This is a genomic window from Sideroxydans sp. (assembly GCF_054604835.1).
On the sequence record NZ_JBTSFG010000005.1, the window covers coordinates 69,533 to 94,604 of the forward strand.

The following is a 25,072-nucleotide window of genomic DNA, read 5'->3' on the forward strand; positions in this document are numbered from 1 at the left end:
CCCCTTTAGCTAAATGGGGAAATTGCGGCAGCTGCATGCAATAATCCGGCCGCAAACCACTCACTGGAAGCGACACACGAACGCTGCAAACACATGGACAGGAACGCCACACTGCAAGACCGCTACAGTCGCCGCATCGACTATCTCAGATTGTCGGTGACGGACCGTTGCGACCTGCGTTGCAGCTACTGCATGCCGCAGGGTTTCAGCGACTACGAGCAGCCGGCGGACTGGCTGACCTTCGACGAGATCGAGCGTGTGGTCGCGGCGTTCGCACGCATGGGCACCTCGCGTTTCCGCATCACCGGCGGCGAACCATTGTTGCGTCGCGACCTGAGCGGATTGGCGGCACGTCTGTCGGTGTTGCCGGGCGTGGACGACCTTTCCCTCAGCACCAACGCCACCCATCTGGCCCAGCACGCCGTCGCACTCAAAGCGGCAGGCGTCACCCGCCTGAACGTCAGTCTCGATTCCCTGTGCGCCGAACGCCTGCAACAGATCACGCGCCGCGACGCGCTGGACGAGATACTGGAAGGGCTGCTGGTGGCCAAGTCCAGCGGCTTCGCGCCGATCAAGATCAACATGGTGGTGATGGCCGGTGTGAACGAGGACGAGGTCGAGGACATGGCCGCATTCTGCTTCCGCCACGGTTTCGTGCTGCGCCTGATCGAGACCATGCCCATGGGCGAGACCGGTCGCAACGCGGCTTACGTCGATCTGCAGCCGATCCGCCAGCGTCTGCAAGATCGCTTCGGTCTGGTGGACGGCATCATCGGCGGCGGCGGCCCGGCGCGCTATCTGGTCACGCCGGACGGCAAGTCCAGCATCGGTTTCATAACCCCCATGTCGCAACACTTCTGCGAGACCTGCAATCGCGTGCGCCTGTCGGTGGATGGCACGCTCTACCTGTGCCTGGGGCAGGAGCATGCTTTGCCGTTGCGTCCGCTGTTGCGCGCGGGATGCAGCGACGACGAACTGGACGCTGCCATCCGCAGCGCCATCGAACTCAAGCCCGAGCGCCACGAGTTCAACGAACAACCCGGCAAGATCATTCGCATCATGTCGATGACAGGAGGATGAGATGAGTCTGACCCATTTCAGCGAAACCGGGCGCGCCCGCATGGTGGATGTCTCGGGCAAGGAATCAACCATCCGCGTCGCCATTGCCAGCGGCACCATACGCATGCACCCGCAGACCCTGCAGCGCATCCGCGACGGCAAGATCGGCAAGGGCAACGTGCTGGCCGTGGCCGATGTCGGCGCGGTGATGGCCGCCAAACGCACACCGGACATCATCCCCATGTGCCACGCCATCGCGCTCTCCGGCGTGCAGGTGGAATTTGCCGAAGTGACGGAAGCGGACGCGCAAGGCTGCGTCGGTATGCGTGCCGAGGTCACCGCCAGCTGCGTCGGCCAGACCGGCGTCGAGATGGAAGCGCTGACCGCCGTCAACGTCGCGCTGCTCACCATATATGACATGTGCAAAGCCATAGACCGCGGCATGCGTATCGAGAACGTGCAACTGGAAGAGAAGCGAGGCGGGAAGAGCGGTGTGTGGAAACGCGGGGAGAGCAAATGATCAAGGTCCTGTTCTTCGGTCCGGTCGCCGACCGCGTGCAGACGCGCGAGATGGATATCGAATACACCGACGGCATGACCCTGCACGATGTCACCCACAAAGTCGGTATGCAGCATCCCGGTGCACTCAGTATCGTCAGCTTCATCGCCGTCAATCAGGAGCAGGTGCACGACAAGCAGACGGTTCTGAAAGACAACGACGAGATCGCATTCATGGCGAAGTTCTCTGGAGGTTGAGATGACCGACCCCGTCCGCATCCAGCAAGAAGACTTCTCGCAAGACGCCGAGATCGCCGCACTCAAAGCGTCATCCAAGCGCATGGGTGGTATTGCCACTTTCTTGGGGTGCGCACGCGACTTCTCTGAAGGCCGTGACGTCAGCGAGATCAGCTTCGAAGCCTACGGCAGTATGGCGCTGGCCGAGATGCGCAAACTGCGCGAAGAAGCCATCGCCAAGTTCGACCTGCTAGACGCCCGCATCGTGCACCGCGTCACCACCGTGCAAGCCGGTGACAACATCGTCTTCATCGCCGCCGGTGCCGCCCACCGCGCCACTGCCTTCGACGCCTGCCGCTGGATGATCGACGAACTCAAGCAGCGTGTGCCGATCTGGAAGAAAGAGGTCACGCCGGAGGGGGAGTCGTGGGTGACGCAGCATCCGTGAGTGTTGAGCAAGCTAGAATGGCTGCAATCGGTCCAAAAGCGACCTTTTGATCTGGTTAGGTCTTTGAGCGTGCGATGCGATTGCGAGGATTTTTCTGTGCCAAAGGCCACAGGATCATTCAGGGAGATATAGGTTCGCATAGGACCGACACTTGATAAATATGGGAGGATGAGATGCTGCAAGCTACCCATATAAAGTCTTCACTTTGCGCTTTCTTATTGGGTGCATGTGCGACTGTTTTATCAGCCGAGACAATGTCAGCGGATGTTGCTCGATTTGAACCTATCCCTGTCTTTTCTATTTACCCACCTCTCAAGAAGGGCAGCTCCGCGGATGAGGCATTAGCCTCGGGCCGCGTAGTTAATGAGTTCATTCCCATGGCTTCTCCGGCAAGCAAACCTTGGCGGATCGCTTTCCTTTTTCCTCATGTAAAAGATCCATACTGGGTCGATTGTACGTACGGATTGATTAGCGAAGCCAAACGGCTTGGCGTGGCAGTCGATATCTTTCCGGCCGATGGTTATGACGACCTGATCAGTCAGTTGCGGATGATGGATGAGGTGATCGCTGCGAAATATGATGCCATCGTCATTTCCCCGATCAGCCAGACAGCCAATAATCCCGCCATCGCCAAAGCTCGTTCGCTAGGCATTCCTGTCTTTCAAATGGCCAATGACAGCACCAGTGATGACTTGACCATCAAGGTCACCTCTTCTCTAAAAGGGATGGGGATTGATACCACTCAATGGGTTATCAGAGATGCTCAGAAACGTGGGCTAAAATCCATCAATATCGCACTATTGCCCGGCCCGTCTGATGCGGGCTGGGTCATGGGAGAGGTTGCGGGTACTCGCGAAGCAGCACGAAAAGCGCCGATCAAAGTCAACATACTCTCTATCAAATATGGGGATAGTGATCTGATCGGTCAATCACGTTTGGCTGAAGAATTACTCATTGAGCATGGAAACAATATCGACTATATCCTCGGCTGTACGGATTGCGCGCCGGGGGCCATATTGCCAGTCAAGGCGGCTGGCATGCACGACAGGATCAGAATAGTGGCTTATGGACTTACACGAGAAATGATCAACCATATTCGCAAAGGAGAAATCTATGCGGCGACTGATGTCATGGGCGTTAGCCAAGCGAGAGTCGTCATTAACTCTGCAGTGAATTTTCTGGAAGGGAGAATAAAACATCTGCCCCATACCATTTTGATAAAACTCGGGATGGTCGACCGCAAGAATTATGCTAACTATGATTACAGCGTAACAACGGCTCCTGACGGTTATACAACCGTGCTCACCTATATGCCGAATAACGATAGCGGTAAGTAACTATGAAATTTCCCGGCGTGGGTGTAACGCGACTTAAAACACGACTATTGCTCGGCGCCATATTGATTGGCGTTGTAATGGCGCTCGCAACCATGTTGGCCGTTTCATGGGTTATTAGTGAACAATATCTCAATCAGTCCAAAGCGCTGCTGGAAAATGCGTCAAGGATCGTCGAGGAAAACCTGAATGAGCGAAAAATCATTCAGTTGAATGCATCGCACCAACTGGCATCGCAAAAGAACCTTGGTTCAACCATATGGTATTTGGGTCAGTATGCAAAGGATGACGCTAATGCCGAGATGCTTTTTGTTACTTACCAAAACCTGGTAAAAAATATTCATGAATTAGGGCATGTCTCAAATATATCCAGGATTTCTATCTATGACATATCTGGCCATCTGATTACTTTTGCATCCTTCGCAAAGAATCAGGAATTGGCAGGTTTTGTCGAGCGATCACCTACGCCATATTTCAAGGTTGCCCAATTGCATATCGGCGGTGAGTTAAGCAGGCAGAACCTGAGGGAGGTAAGCTCAGTTCCTGGTGTTGACCTGGAATTTAATGGGCCGCTACCGAGCAAGGATGACGTTCACTATGCAGCGATGGATGGCATGCTGGGAATTGAATCATACGTGCCCATTACGGGGAAACAATTGGATCTGGTGACAAGGAAGCAGAAATCAAACAGCTAGGTCTGGTTGTCATGGCACGGCAGCTCGATCAGACTTTTGTCGATCAGATTTCGAATCTAGCGAATGTCAAAACCAACATGTTTACTTCCCAAGGATTTAGCGTTGGTAATTTGCTCGATTATCGGATGCCAGATTTGGCCGGTGTGCCGCAGCCTAATATCCAAGCCATTGCGTCAAATGAAGTCGTGGTTTCTGGTGAAAAATTCCACCAATATCTGATACCGCTCCACACTAATGAGAAGCTTATTGGCACTATCGCGGTGCTGAATTCAGAAAGAATAGTCCAAAAAAATACACTTGAAATGATAGGCATATTGGCTCTGATTGCGACTTCCTGCTTGTTTTTGATTTTGCCGTTTGGGTGGTATCTGGCAAATTCTATTTCACAGCCAATCACGAGACTTAGCAGGATCTTTCGAGATATCGCCAGCGGTAAGGAATTCGCAGCCAATGAGCTGAGCGGATTGAATTACAGACAGAGCGACGAACTTATTGAGTTGACCCAAAGCTTCATTGGTATGCATGAAGTCATCAATCAGAAAATAGCGCAAATAAATGAGATCAACTCATCATTGGAAGCAACAGTCCAGCTACGTACCAATGAATTGCAACTTGCTAACGATGAGCTAACCAAACTGTCTATGCGCGACGCACTGACGCAACTACCTAACCGTCGTATGTTCAATGACAGATTTGATTACGCATCAGCACAGAGCAAGCGCACCAACCAGTATGGTGCAATCATTTTTATTGATTTGGACAACTTCAAGCCCTTGAATGATCAATATGGACATGGCGCTGGTGATCTTCTGCTGATAGAGGTTGCACGAAGGTTAACTGGCAGCGTGCGTGAAACGGACACCGTGGCACGGTTTGGCGGCGATGAGTTTGTGGTGATGTTAAGTAAGTTGGAGGAAGAAAAGTCTGACGCCACTGCGCATGCAGCCACCCTCGCCGAGAAATTGCTGACAACACTTTGTGAGCCCTATGAAATTGTTCTGACATCTGGCACGGGAGAAAAAAATGTTGTCCATCACTGCACTGCAAGCATTGGAGTGGTGATGTTTATCAACCACGAAGCCAGTAGTGAAGAGTTGCTGAGGAGGGCGGATGCTGCGATGTATCAAGCAAAAGAAGCAGGGCGGAATCAGGTGCGGTTCTTTGAACAGCATGATTAATAGGGAGTCTTTTCAGCAGTTCATCAAGCTACTTGGGATTGGCACTCAGCATTTAGAGTGACTGTTTGGTTCGTAATCGGGGACTACCTCTAGTTTCTCAATGACCGCAACGGGTTAATTGCAGTCAGACATCGAAAATGTGCCATCAATATTCGATACATTCTTACAATGAACATCATTTCCATCGTTAGCCACTCCGCTTTCAGCAAGACCACTCTGATCGAACAAAGATGGTTGATTCTCTATGCAGGCTGATACGCTAGATTTCCGTTCGATAGCATTCGGCTCGGACGATTACAAGCAGACATGCGAGTTGCGTAACGAAGTCTTGCGCCTTCCGCTGGGGCTGAACCTGTATAGAGAAGACCTGCAGCAGGAAAAAGAGCAATTGCACTTCGGGCTGTTCGATCACGATACCGAGCTGATCGCATGCGTCATCGCAGTGCTTCAGGGATCCGGCAAGGCCAAGCTTCGACAGATGGCAGTTAGGACAGGCTATGAGGGGCAGGGTATCGGGCGCAGGCTGCTGCTTTCCCTCGAAGAACTGTTGGTCGCACGGGGTGCCACGCAACTTTCATTGCATGCCCGCATCAGCGCTGGCGGTTTTTATGAGAAGCTTGGCTATGTGTATTCGGGAGTGCCATTCGTTGAGGTCGGGATACCGCACATCCGTATGGAAAAACAGCATCAGTCATTGAATAAACCATGAACATCATCTCCATCGTCGGCCACTCCGGTTCCGGCAAGACCACTCTGATCGAAAAGCTGGTGCGCGAACTGACGCAGCGCGGCTTGCGCGTGGCGACCATCAAACATGCGCATCACAAGGTGGAACTGGATACGCCGGGCAAGGATAGCTGGCGCTACACGCAGGCGGGTGCGGCGATGAGCCTGCTGGTGACGCAGGGCGGCGTGCAGTTGGTCGATGCGCGGACCGAACAGCGTGAACCGCAGCAACTGGCGGAGCGTTTCATGGGTGAGGCCGATCTGGTGCTGGCGGAAGGGTTCTCGCATGCACCGGGGGCGAAGATCGAAGTGTTGCGCCGCGCGTGTTCCGCTACGCCGCGTTGCTCGCCGGAAGAAGGCGTGGTCGCGCTGGTGACGGATGTGGACGAAGCGCATGCGCAGTTGCCGCATTTCGCGCTGGACGATGTGGACGGCATCATCGCGTTCATCCTGCAACAGGCGGGGAGATGATCGAAGACTGCACCGCACTGATCCTCGCCGGCGGCGATTCCAGCCGCATGGGACAGGACAAGGCCGGACTACTGCTGGAAGGTACGACCTTGCTGCAACGTGCGACGGTCACCATGCAGCAGATATTCCCCAAGGTCATCGTGAGCGTGCGGCAGCCGCGCGCGGAGGTGCTGTTGCCACAGGTGTGCGATGCAGAAGCAGACGGTGGGCCGCTGGCCGGATTGGTGGCGGGATTGGCGCAGGTGGAGACACCGTGGATGTTCGCTGTGGCATGCGACATGCCGTTCATCCAGCCTGCCGTCATCGAACGTATGGCTGAGTTGCGCGGTGAACATCAAGCCGTGGTGCCGCTGATAGGCGGCCATCCGCAGCCCTTGTTTGCGTTCTATTCCAAGGCCGCGCTGGATACCTTGCGTGAGATGCAGGCCGCAGGGGAGAAGCGCGTGCGCGCCGTGTTGCAGCAACTGGATGTACGTTATGTGAATGAGGCGGCGTTGCGCGATTACGATCCGCAGTTCCGCAGTTTTTTTGATCTGGATACGCCGCAGGATCTGAAGGCGGCACAGGAGTTGAAGTGAGTGATCTGACCGTAGCAGCGGCGCAGCGATGCGTCATCGAAGCGATGAAGAGACTGGGCACGGAGTCCGTGCCTTTGCAGCAGGCACTGGGCCGTGTGCTGGCGACCGACATCAAGGCCAACCGTGACCAGCCGCCGTATGACGTGTCGGCGATGGACGGTTTCGCCATCCGTAGTGCGGATGTGGCGAACGCGCCGGCGCTGCTGGAGATCATCGAGGACATCAAGGCCGGCGATATGCCGGGCAAGACGGTGGAGGCCGGACAGTGCGCCCGCATCATGACCGGCGCGCCGGTGCCGCTGGGGGCGGATGCGGTGATCCGCGTGGAAGACACCGAAGCGGTATCGGATACGCAGGTGCGCATCAATGTCGCGGTGAAACCGCGCAACGACATCCGCGACCGTGGCGAGAGCATGCGTGATGGCGAGGTCGTGCTGAGTGCCGGAACCGAGGTCTCGCCGGGCGTGGTTGGCATGCTGGCGATGGTGAAGGCATCCAGCGTCGAGGTCTGGCGTCAGCCGCGCGTGGCTATCCTGTCCACCGGCGACGAACTGGAAGGGCTGGAAGAACCGTTCGATGCGAACAAGATCCCCGATGCGAACAGTTATGCCTTGATGGCGCAGGTGCAGGCGCTGGGTATACAGCCGGTGCTGCTCGGCATCGCGCGCGACGAGCCGGAGCATCTGAAAGAGATGCTGCAACGCGGCTTGCAGTTCGACGTGCTGCTGGTCTCCGGCGGCACATCGGTCGGCGTGCACGACTATGTGCGGCCTACGCTGGAAGCGCTGGGAGTGCAGATGAAGTTCTGGCGCGTGCAGATGAAGCCGGGCCACCCGATGGCCTTCGGCGTGGCACCGCTGACCTGGGTGTTCGGCCTGCCGGGCAATCCGGTGTCCAGCATGGTCTGCTTCGAACAATTCGTCGGCCCCGCGCTGCGCTTCAGCATGGGACACGCCAAAGTATTTCGTCGCACGGTGACTGCGAAACTGGCGCGCGATGTGAAGCACAAGCACAGCCGCACCGAGTTCGTGCGTGTGATGCTGGGCAGAGATGGTGAAGGTTTTACGGCCACTCCGACCGGCGATCAGGGCAGCGGCATCCTGCGCTCGATGGCGATGGCCGAGGGGTTGATGATCGTGCCTGCCGAGAGCAAGGGGATTGGCTCGGGCGAGCAGGTGACGGTGCAGTTGCTGGACGGCACGGCCTATCAGGATGAAGCAGGGGAGTGAGATGAAAGCACGTATTGGTTTTGTGACAGTATCGGACCGCGCCAGTCGCGGCGAATATGAAGACAAGGGCGGCCCGGCGATGCAGGCGTGGTTCACGCGTGTGCTGACGAATGAATGGGAAGCGGTGGCGCGTGTCATCGCCGATGAGCAGCCGCTGATCGAACAGACGCTGATCGAGCTGGCGGACAGGGAAGGTTGCAGCCTGATCGTCACCACCGGCGGTACCGGTCCCGCGCTGCGCGATGTCACGCCGGAAGCCACCGAAGCCGTATGCGAGAAGATGATGCCCGGCTTCGGTGAGCTGATGCGCGCCGAGTCACTCAAGGTCGTACCCACCGCCATCCTGTCGCGCCAGACGGCGGGCATACGCGGCAAGAGCCTGATCGTGAACCTGCCCGGTAAACCTTCGGCGATCGACGATTGCCTGAATGCGGTGTTTCCGGCCATCCCCTATTGCATCGATCTCATCGAAGGCGCATGGCTGGAAGCCGATCCCGCGCAATGCAAAGTGTTCAGACCGGCACACGCCAAGAAGCAAAGCGCCTGACCCGCTAAACAAAAAGGCCTCCGGTTCTGCAACCGGAGGCCTTTTGCATTGGGTACCGCTTATTACTTAAGCTTCTCGATACCCAGCATCTTCATGATGCTGCCTTCATAGAACGGCTCGGAAGTGCCTTTCTTCATCTTGCGGATGAAGTATTTCTCGAACGCGACCTTGGCCAGATGCACCCACTTGCCTTCGGAGAACCAGTTCACGTTGCGCGGCGGGATCTGTGGGATGGCGACGAAGGCGACACCGCTCTCGCCGAAGTCGGCCAGGCAGACGGCGTTCCAGGTGGCTTCCTGGTCGGCGGGCTGGCCGGTCAGGTCGGCCTTGATGTTGTGCACGGTGGCGGTGACCATGGACTCGATCATGTAGCCGGTCTTGGGTGTGCCGACCGGGATTGGAGTGGGTTCGACCGGCGGAATGGCGACGCACACGCCGACGGCGAAGATGTTCTTGTACTTTGCATTGCGCTGGTGCTTGTCCACGGTGATGAAGCCGCGCGGATTGGTCAGACCTTCCAGACCGAACACGGCGTCCACGCCCTTGAAGGCGGGCAGCATCATGCTGTACTTGAAGGGCAGTTCGTGCTGTTTCTTTTCCTGGCCCATGTCGTCATGCTCGGTGACGTACATCTTGCCGTCTTCGACCTTGGTGACCTTGGCGTTGCAGATCCACTTGATGTGCTTGTCGCGCATGCCGGATTCGAGGATGCCTTTGGAGTCGCCGACGCCGCCCAGACCGAGGTGGCCGATGTAGGGCTCGGAAGTGACGAAGGTCATCGGTACCTTGGTGCGGATCTTGCGCTTGCGCAGGTCCGTTTCCATGATGAACGCGTATTCGTAAGCCGGGCCGAAGCAGGATGCGCCTTGTACGGCACCGACCACGATGGGGCCGGGATCCTTGCAGAAGTCGTCCCAGATGTCGTGCGACTTCATCGCGTGGTCGACGTGGCAGACGGAATGGGTGTGGCCGCCGTGCGGGCCGAGGCCTTCTACTTCATCGAACGCCAGCTTGGGGCCGGTAGCGATGACCAGATAGTCGTACGGCATCATGGTGCCGTCGTTAAGTTCGAGCTGGTTCTGGTCGGGGTGGACACGCTTCACGCCGGAAGGGTTGAACTCGATGCCCTTGCGCTGCAGGTAGGTGCGTACCGGGAACTCGATGTGTTTGCGGTCACGCCATTTGACACCGACCCATGGGTTCGAAGGAGTGAAGTGGAAGTTCTCGCCGTTGTTGACGACGGTGATCTTGTGCTTGCTATCCAGTTCTGCGCGCATTTCGTATGCTGCCGGCATACCGCCGACGCCTGCACCCATGATGACTACATGTGCCATATGTGTTCCCCTGTTAGGTTGTTGTGGATGGGATTGCTCCGATTTGATTCCGGATGTTGCCCTCTCTCCCGCCCCCCAATTAGCGCAATTCAGCAGGGTAGTGTCTATAACCCCATTGGGTAGTGTGGGTAACCCGTATGGGGCGTGAGGCTTTACTGGTCGTTGTCTGACTTGTGCTGCTCTTTGGCAAACAGGACGGCAGCTTTGACGCGGGAGGACAGATTGAGTTTGTTCAGGATGTGGCGCACATGCTGTTTGACGGTGTCGTAACTGATGGACAGTGTCTGCGCGATGGCCTTGTTGCTTTCGCCGCGCGATAGCAGTTGCAGGATCTCTTTCTCGCGCTCGGTGAGCAGGTTGAGGGATTGTCTGGGTTCGCTGCCGGGCTGTTTGCCTTTGAGCATGTCGATCATCTTCACCGTCATGGACGGGGCGACCACCATCTCGCCGGCGGCGACGCGGCGGATGGCATCCACCACGTCTTCCGGTGCCATGTCTTTCAGCAGGAAACCGCGCGCACCGGCCTTGATCGCATTGGAGAGGTCGGTCTCGGAATCGCTCATGGTGAGGATGACGGTGGGGATGACGCAGCCGTCGTCGCGGATCTGTTGCAGCATGGCGATACCGTCCATGGGCTTCATGCGCAGGTCCATCACGATGACGTCGGGTTCCAGTTCTATCAGTTTTTGCAGCGCTTCCAGACTGCCGACAGCGCCGAGCACGTTGAAGCCGTAGCCGTTGCTCAACAGTTCACACAGTCCCATGCGACAGAGGTTCTGGTCGTCGACCAGGGCTATCTTCAACATCTCACTCATTCAGCGTTCTCCAGTTGGCTTCCGGCTCGGGGAAGTAAAATTGTACGCAGGTTCCCAGCCCTTTTGTGCTCTCGACGCGTATCTCGCCGCCTATCCTTTGCGCGCGCTCACGCATGATGACCAGACCATAATGCCCCTCGGCAGGGGTGAAGGTACCGACTCCATTGTCTTCTACCATGAATACATAGTAACCGCAGACATAATCGACTATCACTCTGGCATGCGATGCGTTGGAATGCTTCTCGATATTGGAGAGCGCTTCGCGCACGATGTTGTAGGTCTGTATCTCGTGTTCCAGCGGCAGGTCCAGATCGGCGATGCGCACTTTGCAGTCGAGCACGATATGGTTGCGCCGGTTGAACTCGCCGCACAGGTCCTGCAAGGCATATAGCAGGCCCGAAGGGTTCATCTCGCTGCGGAAATCGGTGATCAGCGCGCGTACCGCCTTCTGGCCGATCTCCAGCGCATCTTCTATATCGCCGACGTATTTTGCGGCCGTGTTCTTGTTATTGCGGATCGCATCGCGCAGCAGGGTGGTGTTCATGCGCGCGTAGTTCAGGGTCTGCGCCAGCGAGTCGTGGATCTCGTTGGCGATGGACTGGCGCTCCATCAATAGTTCGGCGCGGCGCGCTTCGCGTCCGGCCTGGGTGTGTTCGATCAGTGCGGCCAGCATGTCGGCGAAGTTGACGGCCATCTGTGCGGTCGGGCTGAAGGTGGTCTGCGGGGTGTCGAAGAACAGGGTGAATACGCCCAACAAGGTGTCGGCTGCTGCCCGGCCCTCCAGCGGGATGGAGATCACCGATTGCATGCGTTGACTGGCGGAGCCGCATTGCCGGGTCTCGCATTTCTCGATGGTGGTGGCACACATGCCGTGGCGGAAAGCATCACGACTGCAATCTTCGCAGGCCAGTTCGCTTACGCGTTCGGAATCCAGTTCCTCGTTCGAGAGGCCGACGGTGCTGATGATGGGCAGTGTCTGCTCGTCCGGCAACAGGATACGGATCACCCCGGCACGGGCATTTATCATGCCCAGCGCGGATTCCAGACAATGGTTGAGCAGGGTCTCCAGATCGCTGGCGCGCTGGGATATGAAACTCTGTTCGACGCACGCGTCCACGCCGCCGTCCAGATCGGGCGGAATGAACTCTGGCTCGCTAGTCCAGAAGAATTCGGTTTCATCCGAAAGCTCTGCGGGTATGGATAGTCGATTCATGAGACTCTGTAAGGATTGGTCGCTTGGTCCGGCTATCGAAGAAATCAGGGGTTTCTGAAATGCTCCTGTTGTTTCAAGGTTATGTCGCTTTGCAATAAATATCAACCGTTAGGAAATTGTGCCAGATATGCCCGTACCCATAGGGGCGAGGCTACCCCCACCCGATATGGCTATAGACCCGCTAAAGGATTTTCGGCTTAATCCGGCCTAATTCCGACACACAACAAGGTTATGAAGATCTGCATCGTTTCAGATAGTCACGATCGTTCCGATGCGCTGGTGCATGCCATCACCGCAGCCAAGGACGAAGGCGCGCAGGCAGTGCTCCACTGCGGTGATCTGATCGGTGCCAATACCCTGCGCGCTTCACTCAAGCTCGGACTGCCCATCCACGCCGTGCACGGCAACAATCTGGGCGACATCTCCGCGCTGTACCGCATGATGATGAGGAACCCCGGTATCTTCACCTACCACGGTGCAGAGGCCGAGCTTGAGCTGGGCGGGCGCAAGATATTCATCACCCACATGCCCAACCACGGCCACGCCTTCGCCTGCACCGGCGATTACGATCTGGTCTGCCACGGCCACAGCCATACCGCCCATGCTGGCCTGCAAAGACATATCAAGGACGGCGAATGCTGGCTGGTCAATCCCGGCTCGGTCGCCGGTATCGATGCGCCCGGTATCGACGCCATCCCCACCTGGATACTGGGCGACTTGTCCAATATGAGTTTCGAGATACGCAGACTGCCGGAGGGTTGATGAACGCCCCCATTGCTACCAAGCTTGGTCAAGAGGCCAAGTTCAGCATCATAAAATTGCAGGATATCACCGGGAAATGATAGGGCTATAATCTGCCTACCCATTACAGATCAGGAGCGAAGATCATGCAACATCTGAACCCGAAAGAAGCCTACGATTTTCTGCAATCCAATCCGGAAGCAGTGTTCATCGATGTGCGCAGCGAGATGGAATACATGTTCGTCGGCCATCCGCGCGGTTCCATCCATATCCCCTGGGTGGACGGTCCCGACTGGGACATCAATCCCATGTTCGTCGCGCATGTGCGCAAGGCCGCCAGCGTGAACCGTCCCGTGGTGCTGATCTGCCGTTCCGGCCGCCGCTCCGCCGATGCGGGTCTGGCGCTGGAAAACGCGGGACTGAAAGACATCTACAACGTCGAGCATGGTTTTGAAGGCGATCTGGACGATACGCACCATCGCAATTCGCACAACGGCTGGCGCTTCGACGGTCTGCCCTGGGCGCAAACTTGATGTGTGTGCCTGATCTCGCCGGAGCCGGGAAGGACTGATCCATGCGATCCGGCCCGCGCGAGATCGTCACACCGTTCCGTCCCATCCCGCTCGATGTCCCCGAGGGCCTGAAACACAACGAGTTCTTCAACAGCACGGAGAACCTCAACGATCTGGCGAACAACAACGGCCTGCTGATCAACCCCGAGAACCTGCTGCTGTATCGCAAGGCATTGGGGCACAGCACCGAGTTCGATTGTTCCATCATCTACAACACGTCCAAGAGCATCCTCAACCCGCTGGGTCGCCCGGTGCGGCGCACGCAGGTGGCGGAGAACGTGAAGCAGATCTGGAACCGCATGAACCAGATCATCATCGACTACATGCTGGAGCAATATCCTGACCCGGACGAGGCGCTAATCCTGGCGGGCGAAGCGAGTCTTGACGCGACCTGGCCGCTGACCTCGCCTGGCGTGCCGAGCATACGCATGTTGCACAACCATTTCGTGGTCTTCCCGAAGCAGGTGTTGCGCGATGCGAAAGCGGCCGACCCGGACGATCCCAATCTGACCGACGGCGGCCAGCACAGCCTGTTCCAGGCCTATATGCGTGATGTGTACCGCGACTTCTTCGATAAGGCGCTGCATCTGCAGATACTCAAACCCGCCAGCGAAGCCGACGCGCGCATCGCCTTGACGGGCTACCCGCAAGGGCTGCCGAGCTGGGAAGTGCAGGGCGGCGCGGCGGCGCTCAAGGATGTGCATTTCTGGAGAGAGTACGACGAGGTGCTGAAAGGCTTCATCGATTTCTACCGCAGCTTCTTCTCGCAGGTCTCCACGCACAACGCGCCCATGCTGCCGGACGTGTATTTCCCCGAGCAGGTGGAGAGCGTGCTGCTGTTCAACAACGACTTCATGAAGACGGCCAAGAAGGTGCGCGACCACTGCATCGTCGACGCGAAATATGCCAACGCCATCCGCTGGCAGCCCGCCTTCAAGCAACTCATCTATCGCAACGACGCAGGCAAACTGATCGTCACCATCAGCCAGAACTCCATTGGCAACGCCATCACCGAGTTGCTCGGCGTGGTGGTGAAGCGCATCCCGGATGCCGAGGCCTACGCCTCACACGAACCCGCGTTGATTGCGCGCCTGCTGGAAGTGCGTCGCCGCCTGATCGAGGCGGATCTGGGCGAGGGCGTAGCGACGGCCCATTGGCCGGGCGCGTAACCATCCGCGGCCGCGCTTTTCGGCTATATTGCGGTCATGGACACACGCTTTGATTCAGCCCCAGATCGACAACACACTGCCAGCCTGAAATACGATGCACGACAGGCCGTGTTTGGCCGCGACGATGTCATCCCGCTGTGGGTGGCCGACATGGATTTCGCGGTGCCGGATGCGGTGCAGCGCGCGCTGACGCAGCGCGCAGCACATCCGGTGTTCGGTTACACCATCTTCCCCTCATCGCTCAACGACGCACTGATCCACTGGCTGGCCACGCGCCACCATTGGCGCATCGAAACTGAATCCATCCTTTTCTGTCCCGGTGTGGTGCCCTCGTTGCATGCCTGCATCATGGCGCTGACGCAGCCCGGTGACGGGGTGATCGTGCAGCCGCCGGTGTATGCGCCGTTCCTCTCCGCTGCCGGGATATGCGGACGCAAGTCGCTGCTCAATCCACTCAAGCTGGAAGCAGGCCGATACACTTTCAATCTTGATGATCTTGAACGTTGTGCGCGTGAAGGCGGACGCATGTTGATCCTGTGCTCGCCGCACAACCCGGTCGGGCGAGTGTGGCAACATGAAGAATTACAGGCGCTGTTGGCCGTATGCGAAAAGCATGACATCACCGTGGTGTCGGACGAGATACACGCCGACCTGATCTATCCCGGTTGCCGGCATGTACCGCTGGCCACGCTGAACGACAAGGTGAACATCGTCACCGCCGTCGCACCCAGCAAGACTTTCAACATCCCCGGCCTCGGCCTGTCCGCGCTCGTCGTGCCGGAAGCGTCGGATCGCAAAGCCATCACGCAGGCCTTCGACACGCTGCACGTCAGCGCCAGCAACCCGTTCAGCATCGCTGCGTTCGAAGCCGCGTATCGCGAGGGCGCGCCTTGGTTGGATGACTTGATGGGCTATCTGGCCGGTACGCGCGACATGGTGCGCGACTTTCTGCAACAGCATCTGCCGCAGATCAAAATGATCGAGCCTGAAGGGACCTATCTGCTGTGGCTGGATTGTCGAGAGATGGGCTTGAGCGACAAACAACTTAAAGACTTCTTCGTGCAGAAAGCAGGTGTCGGTTTGAGTCCGGGCGCGATGTTCGGAACCGAGGGCAGCAGCCACATGCGCATGAACATCGGCGCACCGCGCAGTGTGATCAAGCAGGCGCTGGAGAATATCTCAGCCGCGTCGCGAATTTGAATCAGCGCTTGCCGAAGCGCAGTACCAGCAATATTCCGCCTAGTATCAACACCGAAGCGATCACCAGATCGTGGGTGACCGTTTCGCCCAGTAGCAAAATGCCAGCGACGGCGGCGATCACCGGCGCAGAGAGTTGCACTGTCGAGGCTGTCATCGCACGCATGTGTTGCAGCACGCGATACCACAGCACATAACCCAAAGCCGAGGTCACCGCACCGGATAGCACGGCATACAACACGCCTTGCGCATCCAACTGTAACCAGGGCAGGGCGATCAATGAGAGCGCAACTGTCAGCGGCGCGGCACGCAGGAAGTTACCGGCGGTGGCAGCAGCCGGATTCGCCTGTCCCCGGCCCAACATCGAATACACGCCCCAGGCAACACCGCTTGCCAGCATCAATATCGAATCCAGCACCGAGGGGGCTTCCACGCCGGGCGACACCAATATCACCAAGCCGACCATCGCCGCCACGAAGCCGGCGCTCTGCATGGCCGTCATGCGTTCGCCCGCGAGGAATCCGGCGATGAGCATGGTCGCCTGCACCGCACCGAACAGCATCAGTGCGCCCGCGCCGGTGTCTATGCTGCGGTAGGCGAAGGAGAGAGCGACGGCATAGATGAATAAAGCCGTCGCGCTGCGCCAATTGCCGTGCGCGAGCGGCGCCTGTCTTTGCAAACTCATCAGCAGCCACAACATCGCCGCACCGGACAACAGGCGCACGCTGGTGAAGGTGGCCGGGTCGATGGTGGTCTCTTTCAGCGCCATGCGACAGAACAATGAATTGCCCGCGAAGGCGATCATGGTCAGCGTGGTGTAGGACGAGAGGGTGAGTTTGTTCATGCTGAAAGTATAGAGAGGCGCATATTCTGGATGCTACCCGAAAGCCGAGGTATGGGCAGGGTATAGGGGATGCGTGCTCTGATTTCAGCAGATTGACATTGACTGTGCGGGCATGGGAAAGGATACTTCGGGCCGTGCGGTGGGATGTTCCCTCCGCGATTTTTTCAACTCATCTCGTACTCTGTGGCTTCTGCGACTGATTCTTCCGTGATTCGATTGAGCGACCTGCGCCTGGACGACGCGCGTGCCTTGCTCGAACATGATCCGTCGAGCGAACTCCCTTCGCCGGAAGCCTCTCCCGCCGTTTACATGCAGACCATCCTGGATGGTCTGTGCGAGCTTTCCTTGCGAGATCCGCTCACTGGGCTGTCCAACCGGCGTCATTTCAATCACCTACTCAATCGCGAGATCGAATCGGTCGCGCGTTCCGGCGAATCGGTCCTGCTGCTGATCATGGACATCGACCACTTCAAGAAGGTCAACGATACCTACGGTCACCATGCGGGCGATCTGGTGTTGCAGGCGGTCTCCAAGTGTCTGGAAGCCTGTGTGCGCCCGATGGATACCGTGTCGCGCTTCGGCGGCGAAGAGTTCGCCGCGATCCTGCCCAATTGTCCGAGTTCGTTCGGCCCTGTCGTGGCGGAACGTATCCGCGAGGCGGTGGCTGCGCTGGCCATCACCGTGTCACCGTCGGAAACGATACAAGTCACCATCAGCATCGGCGGTGCCTATGCGCCGGAATGGGTGCGTTCGACCATAAAGCTGTGGACCGAGCGCGCGGATGAACAGCTCTACCGTGCGAAATCTGCGGGACGAAATCGCGTTTTCATTGAAGAACAGCGCGGCGTTGCCGTTAGTGCAGATGAGAAAGGCATGTTGTTCGGGCATCACCTGTTCGGTGATCCCGCGGCCGAAGGCGTCGCTGGCGACGCAGCGGGCAGTGCAGTGGCAGACAGTGAAATGAACAGGGCAAACTGAAATGAGCGAAGTATCCAATCCACCACAAGACGCAGTAGTTGAGCCGACGTTGGCGCTCAAGTCGCGCAGCAAGGTGATCGCCGTCACCAGCGGCAAGGGCGGCGTCGGCAAGACCTTCGTCTCGGCGAACCTTGCCTCGGCGCTGGCCAAGCGCGGATTGCGCGTGCTGGTGCTGGATGCCGATCTGGGCCTGGCCAATCTGGATGTGGTGCTCAATCTCTATCCCAAGATCACCCTGCACGACGTGTTCACCGGCAAGTCCAAACTGGAAGACGCGATCTACAAGGCACCGGGCGGTTTCTCGGTGCTGCTGGCCGGTTCCGGCATGGTGGAATATTCGCGTCTTGCCCCCGAAGTGCGCGACGATTTCCTGCGCATCATGGAAAGTCTGGTGCCGAACTACGACATCGTGTTGCTGGACACCGGCGCGGGTATCTCCGACGTGGTGCTGTTCGCAGTGTCCATGGCTTCCGAAGTTCTGCTGGTCGCGACACCGGAACCGACCGCGCTGACCGATGCCTACGCCACCATCAAGGTGCTGGGCGCGCAGCAAAAGCGCCAGCGCATACGTATCGTCATCAATCAGGTTGCGCGCACCGGTGACGGCACTGCAATCACTACACAGTTGCAGCAGGTGCTGGATCGCTTCGTGAACAAGGATTCCGAACACCCGCTGAAACTGATCCACATGGGCGACATCCCCTCAGACCCCGCAGTACGTCAAGCCATCATGAAACGCCAATTGCTGGCGCAATCCGATCCGGGCTGTCCGGCGGCATTGTCCATCACGCAACTGGCAAGCAAAGTGGAAAGCGCAGTCATCAAACACGGCGCGTGATACCGGGTATTTGCTAGAAGTACATCCCCATGCGGACGCATGGGGTCAGAAGTCACTCTCTTACTAGATCGTCACCAGCATCCACGCACCCATGGCGGCGATGCTCATGCCCACTACCTGAACCAGACGCGTGAATCGTTCGCGCAGTGCACTGCCAATGACGATGCCGCTCACATGCAGCGATGCGGTGGCGAGCAGGAAGCCTGCGGCATAGGCGAGCGGGGCGGTGGCGCTAGGCATCTCGCTACCGTGGGCGTAGCCGTGGAAGAGGCCGAAGGCGGCGGTAAGTGCGAAGCTGATCGGTATTGCCAGCTTGGTCGGGCTGGCGATGAGCAGGCCGAGTATCAACACTGACGCCGCGATGCCCGGTTCGATCAGCGTCAGCGATGGAACCCACATGGGGACGAATGCGCCGCCCACCAGCATGGCCATGAAAGTGGCAGGCAGTTGCCAGATGCGTTGACCGCCCAGTTGTCCGGCCCACAGGCCGACGGCCAGCATGGCGAGCAGGTGGTCCATGCCGCTGAACGGGTGCACAAGGCCGGTGGTGAAGCCGGATGAATCGTGTCCCGTGTGTGCGCTGGCGGCAGTGTTGATGAACAACAGGGCGAGGGTGATGAGGGTGCGTTTCATGTTTTGTCTTCCTTTTTATTTGATCTTCACTTTAACCAGTTCTTCGCCGTCTGGATCGGTCACATGCACCGCACAGGCGATGCAGGGATCGAAACTGTGGATGGTGCGCAGGATCTCGATTGGTTGCTTGGGGTCGTGCAGTTTGTGACCTCTGAGCGCAGCTTCGTAAGGGCCTTCCTGTCCGTTCGCATCGCGCGGGCCGGCGTTCCAGGTGCTGGGCACCACGGCCTGATAGTTGTCGATCTTGCCGTCCTTGATGACGATCCAGTGCGCCAGCGCGCCGCGCGGCGCTTCCATGAAACCTGCACCCTTGGCGAGGCTGGGCCACGAGGACGGGTCCCACTTGGTTTCGTTGAAGGTGCGCACATCACCTGCCTTGATGTTGGCGATGAGCTGGTCGTACCAGCCCTGCATGGCGTCGGCGAGGATCTTGGTCTCCAGCGTGCGCGCGGCGGTGCGGCCCAGCGTGGAGTAGAGCGCCGTGACCGGCACGTCCAGTTTCTTCAAAGTCATGCCGACCAGCTCCTTGGTCTGCTCGTGGCCGCTGGCATACAGCATCAGCACACGCGCCAGCGGGCCGACTTCCATCGCCTTGCCTTTCCAGCGCGGCGACTTGAGCCATGAATATTCTTTCTCGGTTTCCAGATTCTCGTAGGGCGGTTTGGGGCCGGTGTAATGCAACGCGGTTTCGCCCTTGTAAGGGTGCAGACCTTTTTCCTTGCCCACGCTGTAGTCGTACCAGGAATGCGAGACGTATTCCTCGATCTCGTTCTCGGCATGCAGGTCAACGGGATGGATGGTGGACAGGTCGCGGTTGAGGATGACGCCGGCAGGGATGAGATTGCTGGCCGGATCGTTGATACCTTTGGCGGGGAAGTCGCCGTAGGTGAGGAAGTTGCCCACACCTTCGCCCTGCGTTGCCCAGTCCTTGTAGAAACCGGCGATGGCGAGCGTGTCCGGCACATACACCTGATCCACGAATTCGCGCATCTGGTTGATGATGTTCTGCACCTTGGACAGCCCCACCATGTTGAGCGAGGTGGCCCCTTCGTGTTCAGAATTCACGCTGATGGCGCAGGGCACGCCACCGACCACGAAGTTGGGGTGTGGATTCTTGCCGCCGAAGATGGTGTGCAGCTTGGCCACGTCGCGTTGCCAGGCGAGTGCGTCGAGATAGTGCGCGACGGCCATCAGGTTGGCTTCCGGCGGCAGCTTGTAGGCGGGATGGCCCCAGTAGCCGTTGGCGAAGATGCCGAGCTGGCCGCCTTCGACGAACTGTTTCACCTTCTTCTGCACATCGGCGAAATAGCCGGGCGAGGAACGCGGATAGGACGGGCTGACCGTCTGCGCCAGTTGCGAGGTGGCTTTCGGGTCGGCCTTCAGTGCGGACACCACATCCACCCAGTCCAGCGCGTGCAGATGGTAGAAGTGCATCACATGGTCGTGGATGTATTGCGCACCGATCATCAGGTTGCGGATCAGTTGCGCGTTGGCGGGGATCTCGTATTTCAGCGCGTCCTCCACCGCGCGCACCGAGGCGATGCCGTGCACCAGCGTGCACACGCCGCAGATGCGCTGTGCAAAGGCCCAAGCATCGCGCGGGTCGCGACCGCGCAAGATGATCTCGATGCCGCGCACCATGGTGCCAGCGCTGGAGGCTTGTGTGATGCGCCCTTCGGCATCGGTCTCGGCCTCGATGCGCAGGTGGCCCTCGATGCGGGTGATCGGGTCGACGACGACTCTTCTGCTCATGATGCTTTCCCTTCTGCGTTATCCGACAGATGCTCGGCGACGAGTTCGGTCAGGCCGATGACTTCGATGTCCATGTGGTTGTTCTCCAGTCCGTCCAGCAACATGGTGCGGCAGTTGGAGCAGGAGGTGACGATGGTCTTTACGTTGATCGCGTCGAGCTGCGCCTTCTTGCGGCTGAACACCTGGTTGCGCAGCGGTTCGGCACGGTGGTTGGCGCTGACGCCGCCGCCCCCGCCGCAGCACCAGTTCTGCACGCCGGGCTCGGGCATCTCGACGAAGTTGGGCGCGACCATGTGCATCAGATTGCGCGGCTGTTCGATCACACCGCCGCGCCGCACCATCTGGCACGGGTCGTGGAAGGTCATACGCGTCTCGTCCACGCCCTCGGTCTGCAGTCGGCCCGAGCTGCGCAGTTCATCCAGCAGTTCGATGATGTGGATCACCTTGAACGGGAAGGGGCGGCCGATCAGGTTGGGCCCATCCCAGCGCAGCGCGGTGAAAGCGTGGCCGCACTCCGGGCTGATGACGTATTTCACTTTCAGTCGCTCTGCCGCGCGCACGATGCGTCCGACCAGTTCCGCCGCGAGATCGGAGGAGCCGATCTGGATGCCGCTGTTGGTGCCCTCGAAGCCGTCCGAGGCCAGCGTCCACGACACGTTCGCCTGTTTGAAGATGCGCGTCACCGCGCCGATGATGTCGTTGTATTCGGCGACCTCGGCGGAAGACAGCACCATCATGTAGTCCGCACCTTCCACATCCAACGGCACGGTCAGGCCGGTCTCTTTCTCCGCGTGTTTGATCTGCGCCTTCAGCGTGTTGAGGTTCACGCCCATCGGGCTGCCCAGCTCGATGGCACGCTGCGTTGCGCCTTTCAGCCCTTCCGGTGCATGGCCGGAAGCGACCATGCCTTCGCGCATCTTGCGCACCATGTACACGATGTCGTTACCTACCGGGCACACCAGCGAACAGCGGCCGCACAGGGTGCAACTGTCGTACACCAGCGGTTCCCACTCGGTCAGTTCCGCGTCGGTAACCGGTTTGCTCAAGCCGACTTTCTTCATCAGCTTGCCCCAGAAAGTGTATTCCTGCTGCCACAGGCGGCGCATCGGTTCGAGCTTGTGGATGGGGGTGTATTTCGGGTCGCCGGTCTCGGTGTAGAACAGGCAGGCATCGGCGCACAGACCGCAATGCACGCAGGAGGTGAAGAAGCTGGCGGTCGGCGCGTCGATCTGGCCGATCAGGGTGTTGATGCCGTTCTGGAGTGATGTACTCATATCGTCCTCGGCTTAAATGTTGATGCCCTTGAACCCGTTCACCGCGCCGTTGTACCAGCGCGAGATGAAGGTCGAGAACATGTGCGCCAGTTTGGTGAACGGCGCGACCACCAGCAGCAGTTCCACGCTGGCGATGTGCAGTGTCAGCAATGTGATGTATTCGAAACCGATCTCGCGCAGCAGCATGAATCCGGTGAGCAGCGGCAGGAAGGACAGCGCCCAGGTCAGGTAGTCCTGATAATCGGACAGCAGTCTTTTCACCGGATCGACGAAGCGATGCACCAGCAGCGCGACCATCGCGCCGATGGCGAGCACGGCGGAGATGTCTATCACGCCGCGCGGCATGGCGGGCCAGTGCAGGCTGAGCACGGCACGGAACAGTTCGATGTGCTGGCTGAGGAAGAAGAGGGTGATGAAGAAGCCGATGTGGAAGATGAAACCGGCAATGACCGTGAAATTACCGCGCGCGCTAAGTTTGGTGGAAACGAAACTGCGCTTCCACATGGTGCGTAAGCCGCCTGACCATTCCGAGCCACGCGGCGCGGCCAGCGACATTTTGCGGCCCAGCATCAGCAGATGCAGCATGCGGTAGACCATGCCGAACACGAATACGGCGGCGGCGATCTGCAAACCTGTACCGCGTACCCAGAGCAATAGTTCCTGTTCCATGATCATTCCCCTTTCAGGTCATCGACCGTCAGTTTCTCTCGCGATTGTTGGGCCTGTGTCTTCTTGCCACGGTCGATCGCGCCCACGGCGACCGCCGCGACCGCGCCGATGACAGCGGCTGCTTTCGCCGCACTGCTGACGTCGGCGGTCGGCGCGGGCAGCGGCGCGTAGAAGCTGCCCGCATCCCAGAATTTCGGCTCCGAGCAGCCGATGCAGCCGTGGCCGGACTCGATGGGGAAGCTGGTGCCGCCGTTCCACTTGGTGTTGGCGCAGGCGTTGTGCGTGGTCGGCCCCTTGCAGCCCAGCTCATACAGACACCAGCCGTTGCGTGCGCCTTCGTCGTCGAAAGTCTTGGCAAACTTACCCTGGTCGTAGAACGGGCGGCGGTAACAACGGTCGTGGATGGTCTCGCCGTAAAACGCCTTGGGCCGGCCCTGATCATCCAATGCGGGCAGCGCACCGAAGGTGAGGTAGTGCGCCAGCACGCCGGTGATGACGGCCGGGATGGGCGGGCAACCGGAGATGTTGATGATGGGTTTGTCCTTGATGAGGTCGGACACTGCGACTGCGCCGGTCGGGTTGGGTTGCGCGTTGGGCAGCCCGCCGAACGCGGCGCAACTGCCGATCGCGACGATGGCCGCCGCGCCTTGTGCGGCTTCGAGCAGCATGTCGAGATTGGTACGACCCGCGATGGTGGAATACACGCCGCCGTCCTTGATCGGGATGGAGCCATCCACCAGCAACAGATACTTGCCGTGAAATTCTTTCATCGCATCTTCGCGCGCCTGCTCGGCAGCGAAACCGGAAGCGGCCTGCAGCGTGTGGTGATAGTCGAGCGACACCATGTCGAAGATCATGCTTTCCAGCGTGGGCGAATGCGAGCGCGTCAGCGATTCGGTGCAGCCGGTGCATTCCTGGAACGACAGCCAGATCACCGAAGGACGTTTCACTTTCGCCAGCGTGGCGGCGATGGCACTGGCACTGCCGGGCGGCAGCGCCATCATGGTCGCCATCGCGGCACAGAACTTCAGAAAGCTGCGGCGGCTGATGCCTTGTTCCTGCAGCCGTTGTGCCAGCGTTTCGTGTTCTTTCATCGTGTCACCTCAATATTTTTTTGATAACTGTTGTTGCAATCTCTCCAGCCCATCCCGCACATCCTCCGGCTGGCTGTGCAGGATGGCGGGCACGGCGGCGATCTCGATCAGCTCGGCGACGACATCGCCTTCGACGTTGTAGTGCGTCACCCACCACACGCCGGGATAGTGCGTCTCATACAGTTCTGAATCGCCGATGGTCTCCAGCCGCGCCGTGACTTCTCCGCGACCGAGCGTGGTGCGCAGTGCTTCGTATTCAGAGGGGGAGAACGGCAGGCTCTTCAGATCGATCATCGCGTTCTCGCCGGTGGCGACGAAGCGTGCCAGACGGGTGGCGATCTCGTTGAGCAGGGCATCGATGCTGCCTATCGAATTCAGATCAGTGGCGACTTTGATGGAGATATCGTCGAGACTCATTGCCAGCCCTCCAGTATCTGTTTGGTTTGTGCGCAGACTTGCGGCATGGCGGCAGCGACGGCGGCGGAGGGGTGTTCGCCCCAGTCGATCACGCCGGGCTGGATGCCGATCAACGCGCGTTGGTGCGGCAGGTGGTCGGCGAGATGGGCGATGGCCATCAGGTCGAGCAGGCTCACTTCATGCACGCTGCGCTTGCGGTTGCTGCCGAGGAATTCATCCATCGCTTCACCTTCGAATACTTGCGAGTGTCCAGGTGAAGCGTTGAGTTGAGCGGCGTCGATGACGATGAGCCGGGAAGTGTCTTCGATGGCGGATGCCAGTGTGAAGCTGAGGGTGCCGCCGTCGAGGAAGGTGATGTCGTCGCGATCTGCCAGTGCCTCGCGCAGGAAATTCATCGCATGGATACCCGCGCCTTCATCCCGCAACAGGCTGTTGCCGATACCGAGGATCAGAGTCTTGCTGGAATCACACATGACATTCGAAATGGTGAGCAGGCGACGGATGCAATCTAGCATTAGAATGTGGCGACTTC

29 protein-coding genes are annotated in these 25,072 nt (G+C 58.7%); 18 read left to right on the forward strand and 11 right to left on the reverse strand.

Going from position 1 to position 25,072, the window contains the following annotated elements; translation table 11 throughout:
- The first annotated feature begins 93 nt into the window (after window positions 1-93).
- From moaA to mog, 12 genes are all read left to right on the forward strand, one after another.
- Entirely contained in the window at window positions 94-1,080 is a 987-nt protein-coding gene (moaA, locus tag ACYCZ5_RS09325) for a GTP 3',8-cyclase MoaA (RefSeq protein ID WP_461544530.1), read from the forward strand.
- A gap of 1 nt (window position 1,081) precedes the next feature.
- Window positions 1,082-1,579, forward strand: coding sequence for a cyclic pyranopterin monophosphate synthase MoaC (gene moaC / locus ACYCZ5_RS09330; protein ID WP_461544531.1), 498 nt, complete (start codon window positions 1,082-1,084; stop codon window positions 1,577-1,579).
- Window positions 1,576-1,815 carry a MoaD/ThiS family protein gene (locus tag ACYCZ5_RS09335; RefSeq protein ID WP_461544532.1) on the forward strand — a complete coding sequence of 80 codons (240 nt, stop codon included), beginning with the start codon at window positions 1,576-1,578 and terminating at the stop codon, window positions 1,813-1,815. The genes moaC and ACYCZ5_RS09335 overlap by 4 nt, the downstream gene beginning before the upstream one ends.
- 1 nt (window position 1,816) lies before the next feature.
- Complete coding sequence (locus tag ACYCZ5_RS09340; RefSeq protein ID WP_461544533.1) at window positions 1,817-2,242, forward strand: molybdenum cofactor biosynthesis protein MoaE; 426 nt, start codon at window positions 1,817-1,819, stop codon at window positions 2,240-2,242.
- Between the two features lie 173 nt (window positions 2,243-2,415).
- Window positions 2,416-3,579, forward strand: a complete 1,164-nt coding sequence (locus ACYCZ5_RS09345) for a TMAO reductase system protein TorT (protein ID WP_461544534.1) — start codon at window positions 2,416-2,418, stop codon at window positions 3,577-3,579.
- A gap of 2 nt (window positions 3,580-3,581) precedes the next feature.
- Entirely contained in the window at window positions 3,582-4,271 is a 690-nt protein-coding gene (locus ACYCZ5_RS09350) for a hypothetical protein (RefSeq protein ID WP_461544535.1), read from the forward strand.
- A gap of 11 nt (window positions 4,272-4,282) precedes the next feature.
- Window positions 4,283-5,449 (forward strand): diguanylate cyclase, encoded by a 1,167-nt coding sequence (locus ACYCZ5_RS09355; protein WP_461544536.1) that lies wholly within the window; start codon window positions 4,283-4,285, stop codon window positions 5,447-5,449.
- A 313-nt stretch (window positions 5,450-5,762) separates the two neighbouring features.
- Window positions 5,763-6,158: a GNAT family N-acetyltransferase gene (locus tag ACYCZ5_RS09360; protein WP_461544537.1), complete on the forward strand. Its 396-nt coding sequence runs from the start codon at window positions 5,763-5,765 to the stop codon at window positions 6,156-6,158.
- The gene (gene mobB, locus ACYCZ5_RS09365; protein WP_461544538.1) at window positions 6,155-6,646 is read left to right on the forward strand and encodes a molybdopterin-guanine dinucleotide biosynthesis protein B; all 492 of its coding nucleotides are present in this window, start codon (window positions 6,155-6,157) and stop codon (window positions 6,644-6,646) included. Before ACYCZ5_RS09360 ends, mobB begins: the two co-directional genes overlap by 4 nt.
- A complete protein-coding gene (mobA, locus tag ACYCZ5_RS09370; protein WP_461544539.1) occupies window positions 6,643-7,224 on the forward strand; it encodes a molybdenum cofactor guanylyltransferase in 582 nt (193 codons plus the stop codon). The genes mobB and mobA overlap by 4 nt, the downstream gene beginning before the upstream one ends.
- Complete coding sequence (locus ACYCZ5_RS09375; RefSeq protein WP_461544540.1) at window positions 7,221-8,453, forward strand: molybdopterin molybdotransferase MoeA; 1,233 nt, start codon at window positions 7,221-7,223, stop codon at window positions 8,451-8,453. The genes mobA and ACYCZ5_RS09375 overlap by 4 nt, the downstream gene beginning before the upstream one ends.
- Window position 8,454: 1 nt before the next feature.
- A complete protein-coding gene (gene mog / locus ACYCZ5_RS09380; protein ID WP_461544541.1) occupies window positions 8,455-9,000 on the forward strand; it encodes a molybdopterin adenylyltransferase in 546 nt (181 codons plus the stop codon).
- 62 nt (window positions 9,001-9,062) lie between these two features.
- Here the strand turns inward: mog and ACYCZ5_RS09385 are convergent, their stop codons facing one another.
- The 3 genes from ACYCZ5_RS09385 to ACYCZ5_RS09395 all read right to left on the reverse strand — a co-directional run bounded on the left by ACYCZ5_RS09385 (window position 9,063) and on the right by ACYCZ5_RS09395 (window position 12,362).
- Entirely contained in the window at window positions 9,063-10,334 is a 1,272-nt protein-coding gene (locus ACYCZ5_RS09385; RefSeq protein ID WP_461544542.1) for an NAD(P)/FAD-dependent oxidoreductase, read from the reverse strand.
- A gap of 152 nt (window positions 10,335-10,486) precedes the next feature.
- Window positions 10,487-11,149 (reverse strand): response regulator, encoded by a 663-nt coding sequence (locus ACYCZ5_RS09390; RefSeq protein WP_461544543.1) that lies wholly within the window; start codon window positions 11,147-11,149, stop codon window positions 10,487-10,489.
- Complete coding sequence (locus tag ACYCZ5_RS09395) at window positions 11,142-12,362, reverse strand: GAF domain-containing sensor histidine kinase (RefSeq protein WP_461544544.1); 1,221 nt, start codon at window positions 12,360-12,362, stop codon at window positions 11,142-11,144. The genes ACYCZ5_RS09390 and ACYCZ5_RS09395 overlap by 8 nt, the downstream gene beginning before the upstream one ends.
- 231 nt (window positions 12,363-12,593) lie before the next feature.
- On the opposite strand from ACYCZ5_RS09395, the gene ACYCZ5_RS09400 reads away from it, so the two are divergent.
- From ACYCZ5_RS09400 to ACYCZ5_RS09415, 4 genes are all read left to right on the forward strand, one after another.
- Entirely contained in the window at window positions 12,594-13,124 is a 531-nt protein-coding gene (locus ACYCZ5_RS09400; protein WP_461544545.1) for a YfcE family phosphodiesterase, read from the forward strand.
- Between the two features lie 125 nt (window positions 13,125-13,249).
- Window positions 13,250-13,636, forward strand: coding sequence for a rhodanese-like domain-containing protein (locus ACYCZ5_RS09405; protein ID WP_461544546.1), 387 nt, complete (start codon window positions 13,250-13,252; stop codon window positions 13,634-13,636).
- A 41-nt stretch (window positions 13,637-13,677) separates the two neighbouring features.
- Window positions 13,678-14,844 carry a hypothetical protein gene (locus ACYCZ5_RS09410; RefSeq protein ID WP_461544547.1) on the forward strand — a complete coding sequence of 389 codons (1,167 nt, stop codon included), beginning with the start codon at window positions 13,678-13,680 and terminating at the stop codon, window positions 14,842-14,844.
- A gap of 36 nt (window positions 14,845-14,880) precedes the next feature.
- Window positions 14,881-16,044: a MalY/PatB family protein gene (locus ACYCZ5_RS09415; RefSeq protein ID WP_461544548.1), complete on the forward strand. Its 1,164-nt coding sequence runs from the start codon at window positions 14,881-14,883 to the stop codon at window positions 16,042-16,044.
- Window position 16,045: 1 nt separating this feature from the next.
- Here ACYCZ5_RS09415 and ACYCZ5_RS09420 read toward each other — a convergent pair whose 3' ends face one another.
- Window positions 16,046-16,885, reverse strand: a complete 840-nt coding sequence (locus tag ACYCZ5_RS09420) for a DMT family transporter (protein WP_461544549.1) — start codon at window positions 16,883-16,885, stop codon at window positions 16,046-16,048.
- 207 nt (window positions 16,886-17,092) lie between these two features.
- Between ACYCZ5_RS09420 and ACYCZ5_RS09425 the strand changes: the two genes are divergently transcribed.
- Both ACYCZ5_RS09425 and ACYCZ5_RS09430 read left to right on the forward strand, forming a co-directional pair.
- Window positions 17,093-17,863, forward strand: coding sequence for a GGDEF domain-containing protein (locus ACYCZ5_RS09425; RefSeq protein ID WP_461544550.1), 771 nt, complete (start codon window positions 17,093-17,095; stop codon window positions 17,861-17,863).
- Window position 17,864: 1 nt separating this feature from the next.
- A complete protein-coding gene (locus ACYCZ5_RS09430; protein WP_461544551.1) occupies window positions 17,865-18,701 on the forward strand; it encodes a MinD/ParA family protein in 837 nt (278 codons plus the stop codon).
- A gap of 63 nt (window positions 18,702-18,764) precedes the next feature.
- On the opposite strand, the gene ACYCZ5_RS09435 is transcribed toward ACYCZ5_RS09430, so the two are convergent.
- Genes ACYCZ5_RS09435 through ACYCZ5_RS09465 form a run of 7 tightly spaced genes read right to left on the reverse strand, consistent with a single transcriptional unit; the run spans window position 18,765 to window position 25,013 of the window.
- Window positions 18,765-19,334, reverse strand: coding sequence for a HupE/UreJ family protein (locus ACYCZ5_RS09435; RefSeq protein WP_461544552.1), 570 nt, complete (start codon window positions 19,332-19,334; stop codon window positions 18,765-18,767).
- A 15-nt stretch (window positions 19,335-19,349) separates the two neighbouring features.
- Window positions 19,350-21,086, reverse strand: coding sequence for a nickel-dependent hydrogenase large subunit (locus tag ACYCZ5_RS09440; RefSeq protein WP_461544553.1), 1,737 nt, complete (start codon window positions 21,084-21,086; stop codon window positions 19,350-19,352).
- Window positions 21,083-22,360: a (Fe-S)-binding protein gene (locus tag ACYCZ5_RS09445; protein ID WP_461544554.1), complete on the reverse strand. Its 1,278-nt coding sequence runs from the start codon at window positions 22,358-22,360 to the stop codon at window positions 21,083-21,085. Before ACYCZ5_RS09445 ends, ACYCZ5_RS09440 begins: the two co-directional genes overlap by 4 nt.
- Before the next feature lie 12 nt (window positions 22,361-22,372).
- Window positions 22,373-23,029 carry a hypothetical protein gene (locus ACYCZ5_RS09450; RefSeq protein ID WP_461544555.1) on the reverse strand — a complete coding sequence of 219 codons (657 nt, stop codon included), beginning with the start codon at window positions 23,027-23,029 and terminating at the stop codon, window positions 22,373-22,375.
- Between the two features lie 2 nt (window positions 23,030-23,031).
- The gene (locus ACYCZ5_RS09455; RefSeq protein WP_461544556.1) at window positions 23,032-24,123 is read right to left on the reverse strand and encodes a hydrogenase small subunit; all 1,092 of its coding nucleotides are present in this window, start codon (window positions 24,121-24,123) and stop codon (window positions 23,032-23,034) included.
- 9 nt (window positions 24,124-24,132) lie between these two features.
- Entirely contained in the window at window positions 24,133-24,540 is a 408-nt protein-coding gene (locus tag ACYCZ5_RS09460; protein ID WP_461544557.1) for a hydrogenase expression/formation C-terminal domain-containing protein, read from the reverse strand.
- Window positions 24,537-25,013: a HyaD/HybD family hydrogenase maturation endopeptidase gene (locus tag ACYCZ5_RS09465; protein ID WP_461544558.1), complete on the reverse strand. Its 477-nt coding sequence runs from the start codon at window positions 25,011-25,013 to the stop codon at window positions 24,537-24,539. The genes ACYCZ5_RS09460 and ACYCZ5_RS09465 overlap by 4 nt, the downstream gene beginning before the upstream one ends.
- Window positions 25,014-25,072: the final 59 nt, after the last annotated feature.